The organism is Psychrobacter sp. K31L, from assembly GCF_017942195.1.
In the GTDB taxonomy this organism is placed as follows: Bacteria; Pseudomonadota; Gammaproteobacteria; order Pseudomonadales; family Moraxellaceae; genus Psychrobacter; species Psychrobacter glaciei.
The window spans coordinates 133,181-148,327 of sequence record NZ_JAGKSC010000005.1; the positions used below are offsets into that span (position 1 = coordinate 133,181).

At 45.0% G+C, this 15,147-nt stretch carries 11 protein-coding genes; 10 read left to right on the forward strand and 1 reads right to left on the reverse strand.

Features of this window, described 5'->3' with window-relative positions; genetic code table 11:
• Nucleotides 1–81 precede the first annotated feature (81 nt).
• Entirely contained in the window at nt 82–1,566 is a 1,485-nt protein-coding gene (locus J5X94_RS09730) for a hypothetical protein (RefSeq protein WP_210541119.1), read from the forward strand.
• Nucleotides 1,567–1,690: 124 nt separating this feature from the next.
• On the opposite strand, the gene J5X94_RS09735 is transcribed toward J5X94_RS09730, so the two are convergent.
• Nucleotides 1,691–2,671, reverse strand: a complete 981-nt coding sequence (locus tag J5X94_RS09735) for an Hsp33 family molecular chaperone HslO (protein WP_210541120.1) — start codon at nt 2,669–2,671, stop codon at nt 1,691–1,693.
• A 376-nt stretch (nt 2,672–3,047) separates the two neighbouring features.
• On the opposite strand from J5X94_RS09735, the gene J5X94_RS09740 reads away from it, so the two are divergent.
• The 9 genes from J5X94_RS09740 to J5X94_RS09780 all read left to right on the forward strand — a co-directional run bounded on the left by J5X94_RS09740 (nt 3,048) and on the right by J5X94_RS09780 (nt 15,126).
• Complete coding sequence (locus J5X94_RS09740) at nt 3,048–4,019, forward strand: glutamate/aspartate ABC transporter substrate-binding protein (protein ID WP_194620796.1); 972 nt, start codon at nt 3,048–3,050, stop codon at nt 4,017–4,019.
• A 95-nt stretch (nt 4,020–4,114) separates the two neighbouring features.
• On the forward strand, nt 4,115–4,861 hold the full coding sequence (locus J5X94_RS09745; RefSeq protein ID WP_201592744.1) for an amino acid ABC transporter permease: 747 nt from the start codon (nt 4,115–4,117) through the stop codon (nt 4,859–4,861).
• Entirely contained in the window at nt 4,858–5,529 is a 672-nt protein-coding gene (locus J5X94_RS09750) for an ABC transporter permease subunit (protein WP_194620797.1), read from the forward strand. The genes J5X94_RS09745 and J5X94_RS09750 overlap by 4 nt, the downstream gene beginning before the upstream one ends.
• Nucleotides 5,530–5,768: 239 nt before the next feature.
• Nucleotides 5,769–6,500 (forward strand): amino acid ABC transporter ATP-binding protein, encoded by a 732-nt coding sequence (locus J5X94_RS09755; RefSeq protein ID WP_037033768.1) that lies wholly within the window; start codon nt 5,769–5,771, stop codon nt 6,498–6,500.
• Nucleotides 6,501–6,724: 224 nt separating this feature from the next.
• Complete coding sequence (locus tag J5X94_RS09760; RefSeq protein WP_201592742.1) at nt 6,725–7,945, forward strand: FAD-dependent oxidoreductase; 1,221 nt, start codon at nt 6,725–6,727, stop codon at nt 7,943–7,945.
• Between the two features lie 432 nt (nt 7,946–8,377).
• A complete protein-coding gene (locus J5X94_RS09765; protein ID WP_210541121.1) occupies nt 8,378–10,150 on the forward strand; it encodes an AMP-binding protein in 1,773 nt (590 codons plus the stop codon).
• A 351-nt stretch (nt 10,151–10,501) separates the two neighbouring features.
• A complete protein-coding gene (locus J5X94_RS09770) occupies nt 10,502–12,277 on the forward strand; it encodes an AMP-binding protein (protein ID WP_210541122.1) in 1,776 nt (591 codons plus the stop codon).
• A 276-nt stretch (nt 12,278–12,553) separates the two neighbouring features.
• Entirely contained in the window at nt 12,554–14,164 is a 1,611-nt protein-coding gene (locus J5X94_RS09775) for a carboxyl transferase domain-containing protein (RefSeq protein ID WP_210541123.1), read from the forward strand.
• 152 nt (nt 14,165–14,316) lie between these two features.
• Nucleotides 14,317–15,126: an enoyl-CoA hydratase/isomerase family protein gene (locus tag J5X94_RS09780; RefSeq protein ID WP_210541124.1), complete on the forward strand. Its 810-nt coding sequence runs from the start codon at nt 14,317–14,319 to the stop codon at nt 15,124–15,126.
• Nucleotides 15,127–15,147 lie beyond the last annotated feature (21 nt).

Here is a 15,147-nt window from a genome sequence, read left to right on the forward strand (position 1 = left end):
AAGTCAAATCATTTCCCTTCTATTTGTCTCATTTAAAGGATAGTATGTAAAACTATCCCCTTTGCTGAATGTTTCAATATTATGAATCGTCCAAATTTATCTTATGCTGATAGTGTTATCCCTGATAGCGCTTACAGTAATGCCCGCAGCCGTCATGAACTTGAGGCGCATTTCGTCTCAGACGATAACATGCCGCCGCTGCACGGTGATTTGTACGAGCAAATAGATCAACTTGAAGCCATCGATGTCGATGAGCTGGTCAAATTGTTGGCAGATGATAATAATGTGACGACGCTGCGTGAGCCTGTCTCTCTGGCTGATTTTTTTGAGGGCTTAGCCCAACTGGCGACGATGGGGGTGGTTGAAGTCACTGACATTGTAGAAGCCATCCACCGTGAGGTTATTTTGCGTCCTCTAGGGCGTTTTAACGAAGGCAATGTTAACAATTGGCAACGTGGTATCACTGGACGCATTTATGGGACGATACGCCATATTATGCTGATGGTTGGTAATAATCTCGCATCAGTGCTACGCATCTATAAAAGGGCGATCGATCAAAAAAGCTCACGACCATTGCCAGATTCTTTAAAGAAATTGGTCAATGTCATCAATGGCGTCATGGGTGATCACCTCGTTAATAATGACAATGCGCTTGCTGTTCCGATGGTGCTATACGACAGAGACGGCAATCTACAACGCGAAACGCTATCAGGGCGTGTCGCTATTTTGTGCCATGGTCTATGTATGAGTCACTTAAGCTGGCAAGCCCAAGAAAATAACGACCTAGGCGCGGCCATTCATACCAGTCAGCCTGATACGACAGTGCTGTACTTGGATTACAATACAGGTCGACGTATCTCGCGCAGTGGTCGCAAGTTCTCTCAATTGCTGCAAGAGTTGGTCGACAATAACCCCAATATCAGTCAGATAGATTTGATCGGTCATAGTATGGGCGGCTTGGTCTCTCGTAGCGCGCTGTTTTATGGCGAGCAAGAGCGCCTAGACTGGATAAAACGAGTGGGCAATCTCATCACGCTAGGCTCGCCGCATCATGGTGCCGTGCTGGAGCGTATCGGTAATTATGTGCAAGACATCATCGCCAAGCTGCCATTTGCAGGTTCGCTTGCCAAGCTTGGTGATATGCGTAGTGCGGGTATCATTGATCTGCGTCACGGCAGTATTCGTGATGCTGACTGGAATTCTCTAGAAGGTCGTAATGTGCTGCCGCAAGACTTTCGTCACCCTGCACGGTTGCCAAGTGGTATCAAAACCTATTTTGTCGCCAGTGCTTTGATCGAGACGCATTACGAGTCTAAAGTGACAGATTTGCTAGGGGACAGTCTAGTGTCGGTCGCATCAGCGCTGGGCGAGGATGATGCTGAGCATGCGCTATTTGTACCAGATGGTCACAAAGCAATATTTTATGGCGTCAATCATATGAACCTGATTCATAGTAGACGGGTGCGCGAGCAAGTCGTTGAATGGTTGCTAGATAATGGACGAAGTGACTATGCTGGTAGAACGCGCATATATTCTTACCCTAGAAGTTTAGATGTGGCAGTGTAGAGGATTATAACCTCAAATTTTTACAGCATTTGAGGTTATAAAATATACGGCCTCTCAAAAACAAAACCCCTCAAGCATCACACTTGAGGGGTTTTTATAAAGGCTAATTCATAGTGATGAAAAACTACTCAGCGAATATCGCTGCTACATCATCTTTATTGAACTTATAGACTTCACCGCAAAATCCGCAATCCATCTCAAACGTACCGTTTTGCTCTTCGACGATGTCTAAAGCTTCTGCTTCGCCGATTTGTTCAATGGCTGTTTCACACTTTTCGCGCGAGCAGGTGCAACCAAATGCTAGGGGAGCAGGGTCGGGTGCGACGATGTTTTCTTCATGATACAAGCGATAAAGAATCTCGTTGGCATCCAGCGTCGTCAGCTCTTCTGGCTTGACCGTACGCGTCAATACAGACAAACGCGTCCATAAATCATCATCAATACCAGCATCTTCATTTTGCTCGACTTCAGCCGTTTCTTCAGCCGTACGCGGTAGCATTTGTACCAATATACCGCCCGCTTGCAAGCCGTCAGATGCGAGGTTAATCAACGTCGGAATCTGTGCAGATTGCTTTTGATAATGTGCCAAGCAGTCTGCCAAATTGTCATGGCTACGCTCGACGATACCTTGATATGGCTCGCCGCCCTCAGGCTGAATGTTGATAAACAACACGCCTTGTCCAGGTGCGCCTAGCTCAGCAAACGCTTCTTTGGCATGGGTCATATCATTCCAAGCTTGCACTTGCTCATCAGTCTCGCCCTTCCAGCTGGCAAGCGCACGGATGATACCGTCTTGATCGCATTCTGCCATCGCCCAATTCAGCAAGCTATCGCTGTCTGATGATTGCAACTGAATAGACAGGCGACCGTTTATTTTAACCGTACTGATCAGCAAACTCGCTGCCGTCAACATCTCGCCCAATAGGCGTTTAATGGCTTCAGGGTAGGGCTTTTGGGCAATCGTGCTCGCATAGCTGCGTGATAGGCGTACCACATCACCGCGTACAGGCGAATCTTCAATAAAAAAACGTTGGCGTACGTCGTTGTCACCATGATTGCCAGCAGTTTGGCTGTCCGTATTTGGGACTTGAGTATCTTGTGTCATAAGTCATTTATAGTATTAAGAAGTTGTTAGCTTTATGGGGATTACTGCTGATTTATCAATCATAGTTACCATACTGTTTTATCACTTATGGGTAATAGTGATCGATAAGTGCCCTTATAGGTTCGTCAGATATCTGTGAACCTCTGTGGTGGTGTAATAGCTGTGAGCCATCGAACTTTAACCAAAAAATAAATAGATTCCAAAATAACACTTCCCTCAAAAAAAAATCACCCTCTACCGTGAATTTGTTGTACAGTAACATTAAGTTGCATTGTGTTAAACAATAGCAACAACCGTACGGATGCGGGGCAGTCAGGTCAGCCAGACCTATGTCGTCCAAGCACTCATTTAATCTTGTGATAAAAGGATGTATTTCATGACCTACTCATTTTCCAAACCGTTGACTTTAGCTGTGTTAATGGCATTGGGCCTAACAGGCTGTAATAACAGCAGCCAAACCAGCACTGACGCGCCAGCAGATGATGCAGCGACTTCAGAGACTATGAACGGTACGCTACAAAAAATCAAAGACTCTGGCACCATCGTGGTCGGCTATCGTGACTCTTCTATTCCTTTTTCATATGTTGCCGATGATCCTAACCAGCCTATGGGCTATGCGCATGATCTAGAGATGAAAGTGGTTGAGGGTATTAAAGAAAAACTCAACATGCCAGATCTAGAAGTTCGTTATAACCTCATCACCTCACAAACTCGTATTCCTTTGGTTCAAAACGGCACGGTCGACTTCGAGTGTGGCTCAACAACCAATAACGTCGAGCGTCAAGAGCAAGTGGCTTTCTCTAATGGTTTCTTTGAGATTGGCACCCGTCTATTGACCAAAGCAGACTCTGGTATCAAAGACTTTGAAGACCTAAAAGGTAAGCGACTGGTGACTACCGCTGGAACGACGTCAGAGCGTTATATTCGTCAGTACAATGACGAGAAAAAGATGGATACCGATATCATCTCTGCTAAAGATCATGGCGAAGGTTTCTTGATGTTAGAGAGCGGCCGTGCTGATGCGTTTATGATGGATGATGTATTGCTAGCAGGCGAAAAAGCCAAAGCTAAAAATCCTGATGAGTGGGTCATCGTTGGTACGCCGCAATCGTTTGAAATTTATGGTTGTATGATGCGTAAAGACGATCCTGAATTCAAAACAGTCGTAAACGACGCGCTGAACAAAACCTTTAGCTCAGGCGAAATCAATAGCATCTATGACAAGTGGTTCCTAAACCCAATTCCACCAAAGAATGTCAACTTGAACTTTGAGATGTCAGACAACCTAAAAGCACTTATCGCCAATCCACATGATAGCGATCAGCCTAAAGTAGCAGTTGCACAGTAGTATTTGTCCTTCAATCTAGCTTGCTTACGTGTTCAGATCGGACTCATCGTTCATCTGACACGTAAGTTTTTCAATCGCTGTTCGGAGAGACAATCATGAATTATAGCTGGAACTGGGGTGTGCTCTTTGAGCATACGGGTATTGGCAACGAGCTGTATATCCACTGGATGATTACTGGTCTTGGCTGGTTATTACTGATTGGTAGTATTGCTTGGACCATCGCGATGGTCGTCGGTACTATCTTCGGTATCATGCGTACCTTACCTAACAAAACAGCTCGTCGCATTGGCACCGCTTATGTGACCTTTTTTCGTAATATTCCGCTGCTTGTGCAGCTATTTTTTTGGTTTTATGTGGCACCTGGTTGGTTGACGCCAGCGCTACAAGAATGGTGGTTTAGAGATTTATCGCCGAATACATCCGCGATGCTCTCAGCCAGTATTGGTTTAGGACTGTTTACAGCAGCTCGTATCGTCGAGCAAGTACGTACGGGTATCGAGTCGCTACCAAAAGGACAGATAAATGCAGCGTATGCGCTAGGTTTCACTATTCCACAAGCTTACAAGCAAGTACTGCTACCACAAGCATTCCGTATTATCTTACCGCCGCTTAGCTCTGAGCTGACCAACTGTTTTAAGAATGCCTCTGTCGCTTCATTGGTTGGTGTCATGGAGCTCATCAGTCAAACCAAAACCATCAGCGAATACACACAGAATAGCCTCGAGATTTATACTTATGCGACGATTATTTATCTCGTCTTTAATCTCTCACTCATCGCTATTATGGGTCTGATCGAGCGTAAATTAAGAGTACCAGGGCTTATCGCAGGGAGTCAGAAATGAGTATGATGACCGAACTTGCGACCGCGTATCCAGGCTTAATGGGTGGCATGATTACCACGCTAAAAGTCCTGTTTTTGGCTATTATCGGTGGTATCAGCTTAGGTACCGTATTGGCGCTCATGCGCTTATCAGGTATCAAAGCATTAGAGATCCCCGCTAAGTTATATGTTAATTATTTTAGATCCGTACCGTTACTGTTGGTGCTACTGTGGTTCTACTTTGCCGTACCGATGATTTATTTTTGGGTGGCGGGTAAGTATCTACAACTAGATGCGGCCTTTGCCTCTTGTGTGGTCGCCTTTATGATGTTCGAAGCGGCTTACTTCTCAGAAGTCGTCCGTGCGGGTATTCAGTCTATCGGTAGTGGTCAGGTTAATGCGGCTAAAGCGTTAGGCATGACTTATGGTCAGACGATGCGTTTGGTCATTTTGCCACAAGCTTTTCGCAAAATGCTGCCATTGATTTTGCAGCAATGTATTATCTTATTCCAAGATACGACTTTAGTGTTCGCTATTGGTCTGACCGACTTCTTCCGAGCGGCTTATGTACGTGGTGAGCTAATGGGACTATTGACGCCTTATATCTTAGGAGCTGGTGCTGTGTACTTTGTCCTAAGCTTGGCAGCTTCAGTCGGCGTACAACGCGTACAGAAAAGGTTAAGGTTTTAATAAAGGACTGTGAAGCGTTAGAGCCGATCAATGCATGGTTATCTGAACATGGTTATCTGATCTCATTGGGTAGACTCTAACTCTTTCAAAATTTAACTGCGTTGATTATTAATATATTTTGCACGACTGCAATTGGGCAAGAGTAAGAATAAGGCTAGGAGCCAATGATGAATGATGCTAAAACGTTTACAAATGACTTTGGTGGACTGGTCACAAATAGTGGTCATGCTAGCAGTGAGATGGTCGTTGAGATAGATAGCGTTAGCAAGTGGTACGGCGACTTTCAGGTACTGACTGACTGTACCGCTCATGTCCACAAAGGCGATGTCGTCGTGGTCTGTGGTCCATCGGGTAGCGGAAAATCCACCTTGATCAAGACGGTAAATGGACTAGAGCCATTTCAAAAAGGTAATATCATGGTCAACGGTATCTCTGTCGGTGATCCAAAAACCAACTTACCGAAGCTACGTAGCCGTGTCGGTATGGTGTTTCAGCATTTTGAGCTATTTCCTCACTTGACCATCATCGATAATTTAATGGTCGCACAAATTAAAGTATTGGGTCGTAAAGAGAGCGAGGCCAAGAAAAAGGCGATGGCGTATCTAGATCGCGTAGGGCTAACCGTTCAAGCCAATAAATATCCTGCTGAGCTATCAGGTGGTCAACAGCAGCGTGTCGCTATTGCTCGTGCGCTCGCGATGGATCCCATAGCGATGTTGTTCGATGAGCCAACCTCAGCACTCGATCCTGAAATGATTCAAGAAGTGCTCGATGTGATGGTAGAGCTGACTCGTGATGGTATGACGATGATGTGTGTGACGCATGAAATGGGTTTTGCCAGTCAGGTAGCCAATCGTATCATCTTTATGGATGAAGGTCATATCGTTGAGAACTGTAGTAAGGATGAATTCTTTGAAGGCGCGAAAAGTGAGCGTGCGCAGCAGTTCTTATCGAAAATTCTGAATCACTAACCATTTATGCAGCTCTTATTATGTAGCTCTATGAAATATCAAGCGTCTATTAACGAATAGGCGCTTTTTTGTACCAGTGGAATATTAGTCCATTTATATATTCGGCGGTGATGTTGGCATGTAGGCCTACACAAGTGAGTAGATGAGTGAATGGCTGTTTACTGATACAATAGCGGTCAATATTCTAACAACTAAAATAATCTCTTATTTATATTGGAGCTAATATGAGCGCTGAAAACTCAGAAGTATCAAACAATGGTATCGTTATTATTGGTGCAGGTTTGGCAGGCTGGCATGTCATCGATGCGATTCGTGCGAAAGACAAAGACATTCCGATTACTTTGGTGACAGCTGATAGTGGCGACCGTTATCACAAGCCAATGCTGACCATGGCGATTAGCCAAAAGAAAAGTGCGGCAGATTTGGTCAGAGCCACTGGTGTTGATGCGGCAGAGGCTGCAAATGTTAAGCTACTTGCTAACACGCAAGTAACGGATGTTGATACGACAACTCAAGAATTACAGTTAGTCTCTGCACAGCGTTCAGATCCAGCCAACACGGATTATGCCACGATCAGTTATGGCAAGTTAGTACTGGCGATGGGTGCGCATCCTATTTTCCCAAAAAGTTTGCCAGAGGATTTGGTATGGCACGTCAATCATATTGAGCGCTTTGGACAGTTGCAAGAAAAGCTCGCAACAGGTAGCCAGCACGTTGCCATCGTCGGTGCGGGTATGGTTGGGACAGAAATTGCCGAAGACTTACTCAAAGCTGGTCATCAGGTGACACTCATTGATTTAAACGATGCACCACTATCACAAATGCTACCGCCAAAAGCGACGGCTCGTATCGCTCAAGCGGTCAAGTCGCAAGGGATTAACTTTTTAGGGGGTTATCAAGTATCTGCTATTACTCGTATCAGTGATGGAAAGCTACAAGTCAGTTATGAGGCGCTAGCATCAGCGACAGACAGTACGACTGTTGAGCCAATTGAACCGCTCATCGTAGATCATGTGATTGCCAGTACAGGTCTGACGGTCGATGATAAGCTGCCTGCTGCTGCTGGCGTCGAGTTCAATCGTCGCACTGGTATCGTGGTGGATGCGCCAACATTGCGTACCAGTACAGCCAATATTTATGCGATTGGTGACTGCATGTCTATCGATGGCGTGCCTTGTCGTTACGTGGCTCCATTACGCGCACAGGCTGCTACCATCGCTGATGATATCTTAGGTCATGAACACAGCGGTTATGAGCATAAGCCACCAATGATTCGCTTAAAAAATAAAGCCATCTCTGTGATGGTGACGGGTGTACCGCAAGCAGCGGGTAATTGGCAAATTAAAACAGAAAGCGACGATGAGCTGATTATGGATTTGCTTGATGATAACGATGCAGTCAGCGCAACGGTAACGATCAAAGCGCCTGTAATACCTAAAGCCTAAAGGATAAAGCATAACTGTAAAAGCATTACAAACTATAGCCAGTGTTGCCATCCCTATGCAGCACTGGTTTTTTTATATTTATTATTTTTTATCTCAATCATAATCGATACGTACTGTATCTATATGATTGACAGGCTTTCATTTAAGGCGCTATAGTCATTAAAAAGTAATATCGATACATCACACACTGCTGATATTAATTTTTCTTGCTTGCTTGCTTGCTTGCTGTGCCTGTGCAGACAGAGGCGACAAAAAATTGATATCAGCAGTATCGTAGCGTTTTTGGGGTATTTCGACTACATATTGGCTAGGGCGTGATTCAATTATAGTCTATGGTGACAAAGAGTATTTAAGGAAGAATATGGCATTTGCCTTCGTAGTCTATTACCGCTCTGATAAAACATATTAAACAGCAAAACGAAAGGATTCGTTATGATTCAAGTTTCTGACTTTGACCGTACTAATAATGACAGTATTCTCAATAATGTTCCCAAGGTTGAGATAAGCGCACGCTCTGCAAATGCGCCACTTACCCAAAGCCATGATAAAGGCATTGATGTGCCACTGATTGAGGCGACCATCGGTGATTTTTTCGATGCCATTGTCTCCAAATATCCTGAGCGTGAAGCCTTGGTTTCTCGCCATCAAAATATCCGCTGGACGTATCGCGAGCTACAGCAGAAGGTCAATCAGTTAGCGAGTGCCATGATTGAGATGGGGCTTGAGATCGGTGATCGTATCGCTATTTGGTCGCATAACAATGCTGAATGGCTACTGATGCAATTAGCCACGGCAAAAGTCGGTGTTATCCTTGTCAATATCAATCCCGCTTATCGCACCTTTGAGCTGCAATATGCGCTAAATAAATTGGGCTGCTCGGCATTGGTGTTGATGCGTCATTTTAAAAGCAGTGACTATACGCAAATGATTCGCGAGCTATGTCCTGAAATTTATCATAAGAATTATCAACAGCTTGATTTGGTTGAGATTCCAACGATTGAACGCATCATTTGGATTGATGAGCCAGAGAGTGATGAGGACTTTAATTTTATGCAAAAGTTCTCTGCTTGGATGGCAGAGGGTAATGCCAATGATCCACGTGTAGCGGAGCGTCAAGCCCAGCTTAAGAACACCGATGCTATCAGTGTGCAGTTTACCAGTGGGACGACAGGTACGCCAAAAGGTGCCACCTTAAGCCATCGCAATATCCTCAATAATGGCTATTTTCTTGGCGAAGGAATGAAGCTGACCTGCGATGATAGGCTATGCATTCCATTGCCGCTTTATCATTGCTTTGGCATGGTGGGTGGTAATTTAGCCATTTTAACCCATGGTGGTTGCGCCGTTTATCCTAATGATGGTTTTGATCCGCTGACCGTATTGCAAACGGTCGAAGAGGAGAAATGTACCGCCTTGCTTGGTGTGCCGACGATGTTTATCGCGGAGCTTGATCATCCAGATTTTGATAGTTTTGATTTGACCAGCTTGCGCACAGGCGTCATGGGTGGCTCTAGCTGTCCGATAGAAGTCATGCGCCGTGTCATGGATAAGATGCACATGAGCGAAGTCACTATTGCGTATGGTATGACCGAAACCAGTCCAGCGTCTTGTCAGACCAGCTCACAAACCCCACTTGAAAAAAGAGTCTCTACCGTCGGGATGGTGTTGCCAGCGCTTGAGGTCAAAATCGTCGATACTGAAACAGGCAATGTCGTCCCGATTGGCGAGACGGGCGAGCTACTGACCTATGGCTATGCCGTCATGAAAGGCTATTGGGGCAGCCGATTTAAAACACGCGACGCGATCTCTAATGGCTGGATGCATACTGGTGATTTAGCAGTGATGGACGAAGATGGCTATATCACTGTGGTTGGGCGCAGTAAAGATATGGTTATTCGTGGCGGTGAAAACATCTATCCCGTAGAAATCGAGAACTATCTCTATCGTCATCCTAAGATTCGCGATGTACAAATCGTTGGCATTCCTGATAAAAAGTACGGTGAAGTACTTGCAGCGTGGATTATTGCAAAAGAGCCGAATAGCTTAAGTGAAGAAGAGGTAAAGCAGTTCTGTCAGGATCATATTGCTCATTATAAAGTGCCGACCTACTTTCGCTTCGTCAATGAATATCCGATGACCGTGACTGGAAAAATTCAGAAATACAAAATCGTTGAGCAAATGATAGAGGAGTTGGGTCTAGAGTAATTTGGCATCATTTTGGGCAGTAGCCGTTATCCAGTGTGAAAGGCTTATGCAGTGCAACTATCAAGCATTGATACCATTGATTGCTAAAGAGGCCAACCATACTACCAATTGTATGGTTGGTTTTTTTATGTCAAATATTTGCCATGATTCTATGCTACCTTTTACCAAGTGCAAGTATTTAATGACTAATTAAATGATACATACTGTATTGATATTGTTGACACGCTTTCATTGATGGCGTTATAGTAGCTGAATGCTATGTAAGACCTGATCAAGGAAGAAAGCTTGCCCACAGGCTATCAATAAGCACTATCTATAAATACTATAAAAAGTAAAACGAAAGGACTCGTTATGACTCAACATTCCGATTTGAATGCGACTCACGTTGATTTCGATGCTATTTTAAATAATATTCCTAGTATCAACATGGGCGCACGCTCAGCGAATGCACCGCTAACTCAAAGCTATGACAAAGGTCCTGATGTGCCGCTGATTGAAGCGACTATCGGTGATTTTTTTGATGCTATCGTATCCAAGTATCCAGAGCGCGAAGCACTGGTCGTGCGCCATCAAAACATCCGCTGGACATATCGTGAGCTACAGCAGCATGTTAATCAGCTGGCCAGTAGCATGATTGAGATGGGACTTGAGATTGGCGATCGCATCGGTATTTGGTCACACAACAATGCTGAATGGTTGCTCATGCAATTAGCGACGGCAAAAGTCGGCGTCATTCTCGTCAATATCAATCCCGCCTATCGTACTTTTGAACTGCAATATGCGCTGAATAAATTAGGCTGCTCGGCGCTCGTGCTTATGCGTCACTTTAAAAGCAGTGATTACGCCAGTTTAATCCGCGAGCTGTGCCCCGAGATTTATCATAAAGATTATACGCAGCTTGATTTGGTTGAGATTCCGACGATCGAGCGTATCATTTGGATTGATGAGCCAGCATCTGATGAAGAGTTTGGCTTTATGCAGAAATTCTCTGCATGGATGGCAGAGGGTGATGCCGATGATCCACGTGTAGCGGAGCGCCAAGCCCAACTTAAAAATACGGATGCCATCAATGTACAGTTCACCAGTGGTACGACAGGCACACCAAAAGGTGCAACCTTAAGCCATCGCAATATTCTTAACAACGGTTACTTTATCGGTGAGGCCATGAATCTCACCGAAGAAGATAAGCTGTGTATTCCAGTGCCCTTGTATCATTGCTTCGGTATGGTGCTTGGTAACTTAGCGATTCTCACGCATGGCGGTTGTATCGTTTATCCAAACGATGGCTTTGAGCCATTAACCGTCTTGCAAGCAGTCGAAGAAGAGAAATGTACGGGTCTGCATGGCGTGCCAACAATGTTCATCGCAGAGCTTGACCATCCTGAGTTTGAAAACTTTGATTTATCGACCTTACGTACAGGCATTATGGCAGGCTCTAGCTGTCCGATTGAAGTCATGCGCCGCGTCATTGATAAGATGCACATGAGCGAAGTCACCATCGCTTACGGTATGACAGAGACCAGTCCAGTGTCTTGCCAGACCAATGAGCACACGCCACTTGATAAGCAAGTATCGACGGTGGGGTTGGTACAGCCTGCACTTGAAGTCAAAGTAATCGATACAGCAACGGGTGAAATCGTGGCGCTGGGCGAGACAGGCGAGCTACTCACACGTGGTTATTCAGTGATGAAAGGCTACTGGGGCAGTCGCTTTAAAACGCGCGAAGCCATCCAAGATGGCTGGATGCATACGGGTGATTTGGCAACCATGGATGAAGATGGCTATGTCAAAATCGTTGGCCGTAGTAAAGACATGGTCATCCGCGGTGGCGAAAATATCTATCCGGTAGAAATCGAAAACTACCTTTATCGTCATCCAAAGATTCGTGATGTGCAAATTGTCGGAATTCCTGATAAAAAGTATGGCGAAGTATTGGCTGCATGGATTATTCCCAAGGAAGCTGGCTGTTTGACTGAAGAAGAAGTACGCCAATTCTGTAGTGAGCATATTGCTCATTATAAAGTGCCAGCTTACTATCGCTTTGTGACTGAATATCCAATGACCATCACTGGAAAAATTCAGAAATATAAAATTATTGAGCAGATGAAAGAAGAGCTGGGATTATAGTTAATCTGACTATTATGTCTAATTTATTAAAAGTTATGGTCGATACCAAGTGGAATAAATACGTTATGGTATAACGCGAGACTTGTATTAATTTTTCTAGCTTGCTGTGCCTACGCCGACAGAGACTACAAAAAATTCATCCAAATCTCGCTGTATCGATTATAAATCGAGCTGACTATACGAATAAGAATACGAATCCAGACTAAAATAACCAGTAGCTAGAATCATTTGCATAAAAAGCTACTTGCATCTACGTATTAAAGAAAAAGGGATATCATGAGCGCTATCATAACCAGTAAACTGAGTCCAAACTCAAGCGACTTTCAGCAAAACAGTGCCGCGATGCAAGAGATAGTCGATGACTTGTATGTACACTTGCGTAAAGTCGCTCAAGGCGGCTCAGAGCGCGCACGAGCCAAACATATAGCGCGTGGTAAGTTGCTACCACGTGAGCGCGTCGAGCGTTTGCTTGATGTGGGTACACCATTTTTAGAAGTGGCACCGATGGCAGCGCATGATATGTATGGCGAAGAGATTCCAGCGGCTGGCGTGATTGCGGGTATCGGCCGTATCAATGGCATTGAGTGTATGATTGTCTGTAATGACGCCACAGTAAAGGGCGGCACTTATTACCCAATGACGGTCAAAAAACATCTACGTGCTCAAGAAATCGCGCAAGAAAATCATCTGCCGTGCGTTTATCTAGTCGATTCAGGTGGCGCAAACTTACCGAATCAAGATGATGTATTCCCTGATAAAGAGCATTTCGGTCGTATCTTTTTTAACCAAGCTAACCTGAGTGCCGCGGGTATTCCACAGATTGCTGTAGTCATGGGCAGCTGTACCGCTGGCGGTGCGTATGTGCCTGCCATGAGCGATGAATCTATTATCGTCAAAGAGCAAGGCACTATCTTTTTGGGTGGTCCGCCACTGGTCAAAGCAGCGACTGGCGAAGAGGTCACTGCTGAAGACTTGGGCGGCGGCGATGTGCATACCCGTCTGTCAGGGGTCGTCGATCACTTAGCACAGAGCGATACCCATGCGTTATCGATTGCCCGTAATATCGTTAGTCATCTAAATCGCCCTGCGAAAAATATTCCTAATCAAATCACACCGCGTCCGCCGCGTTATGATGCTAAAGAATTGTACGGTGTGATTCCAACGGACAAACGCAAGCCATTTGATATCAAAGAAATAATTGCACGTGTCGTTGATGATAGTGCGTTTGATGAGTTTAAAGCGCGCTTTGGTACGACGTTGGTTTGTGGTTTTGCTCATATCGAAGGGATGCCTGTTGGTATCATCGCTAATAACGGTATCTTGTTCAGTGAGTCAGCGCAAAAAGGAACACACTTTATTGAGCTATGCTGTAAACGCAAAATCCCATTGGTATTTCTTCAGAATATCACTGGCTTTATGGTCGGTCGTAAATACGAAAACGAAGGCATTGCGCGCCATGGTGCCAAGATGGTGATGGCGGTCGCCAATGCAAAAGTACCAAAATTCACGGTCATCGTCGGTGGTTCATTCGGTGCTGGTAACTACGGTATGTGTGGCCGCGCTTATAGCCCGCGTTTCTTATGGATGTGGCCAAATGCCCGTATCTCTGTCATGGGCGGCGAGCAAGCTGCATCAGTACTGGCAACGGTCAAACGTGATAACTTTGATCGCAAAGGTGAAGCGTGGAGCGACGAAGACGAAGCAGCATTTAAAGCGCCGATTCGTGAAATGTATGAAGAGCAAGGTCATCCATATTATGCTACCGCACGCATGTGGGATGATGGCGTAATTGACCCTGCTGATACGCGACATGTATTGGCATTGGGATTGAGCGCTGCGTATAACGCACCGATTGAAGAGACGACGTTTGGTGTTTTTAGAATGTAATAATTTTAAGGCCTTCCCATAATAAGCGACTACTGCGTCAACCTCATTTGAAGTACGATTTGTACATCTACATTCGGTTTCCTTGTATTAACATTATTATGGATTGACCAAGCGTTTGTTTAAATATTTACATAAAAAATATAGAGAAAGTTATGCAAAAAGACAGTGATAAAAATTATAAAAGCCTACTGGTTAAAGTGGAGCAGCACGTGGCGACAGTGACGTTAAATCGTCCTGAGATACGTAATGCCTTTAATGATGAAATGATTGCTGAGCTAACCGATGCATTCAATACGCTTGGCGCTGATGATGACGTACGTGTCATTGTGCTAGCAGCTACTGGCAAGGCCTTTTGTGCCGGTGCTGACCTTAATTGGATGCGTGCCATGGCGGATTATAGCTATGAAGAAAATTTAGCGGATGCTGATAAATTGGCGCAAATGCTTAAGACTATTTATGAATGTCCTAAGCCAACAGTCGCGGCTATTCAAGGCGATGTATACGCAGGTGGCATGGGTCTGGTCGCTGCTTGCGACGTAGCCATTGCGGTCAAAATTGCTAATTTCTGCCTCAGTGAAGTGCGTTTAGGTTTGGCGCCTGCCACTATCAGTCCTTATGTTATTCGAGCGCTAGGTGCTAGAGCGTCGCAGCGTTATTTCTTAAGTGCTGAAGTATTTGATGCCAAAAAGGCGCGTCAGCTTGGCTTTATCCATGAGCGTGTTAGCGAAGAGTGGCTGTCTGATGAGGTCGCTATATTTTGTAGCAAAATCGTCAAAAACAGCCCTGATGCGGTCAAAACCTGCAAGCAGCTATTACACGATGTCGCTGGTGCACCTATTACAGATGAGCTGATTGCTGATACGGTCAAAGGTATCGCTGATATCCGCTCATCAAAGCAAGGCAAAGAGGGTGTACAAGCGTTTTTGCAAAAACGTAAACCTGACTGGCTGACAGCAGACTAACGATATAAATGGGTAAATAGA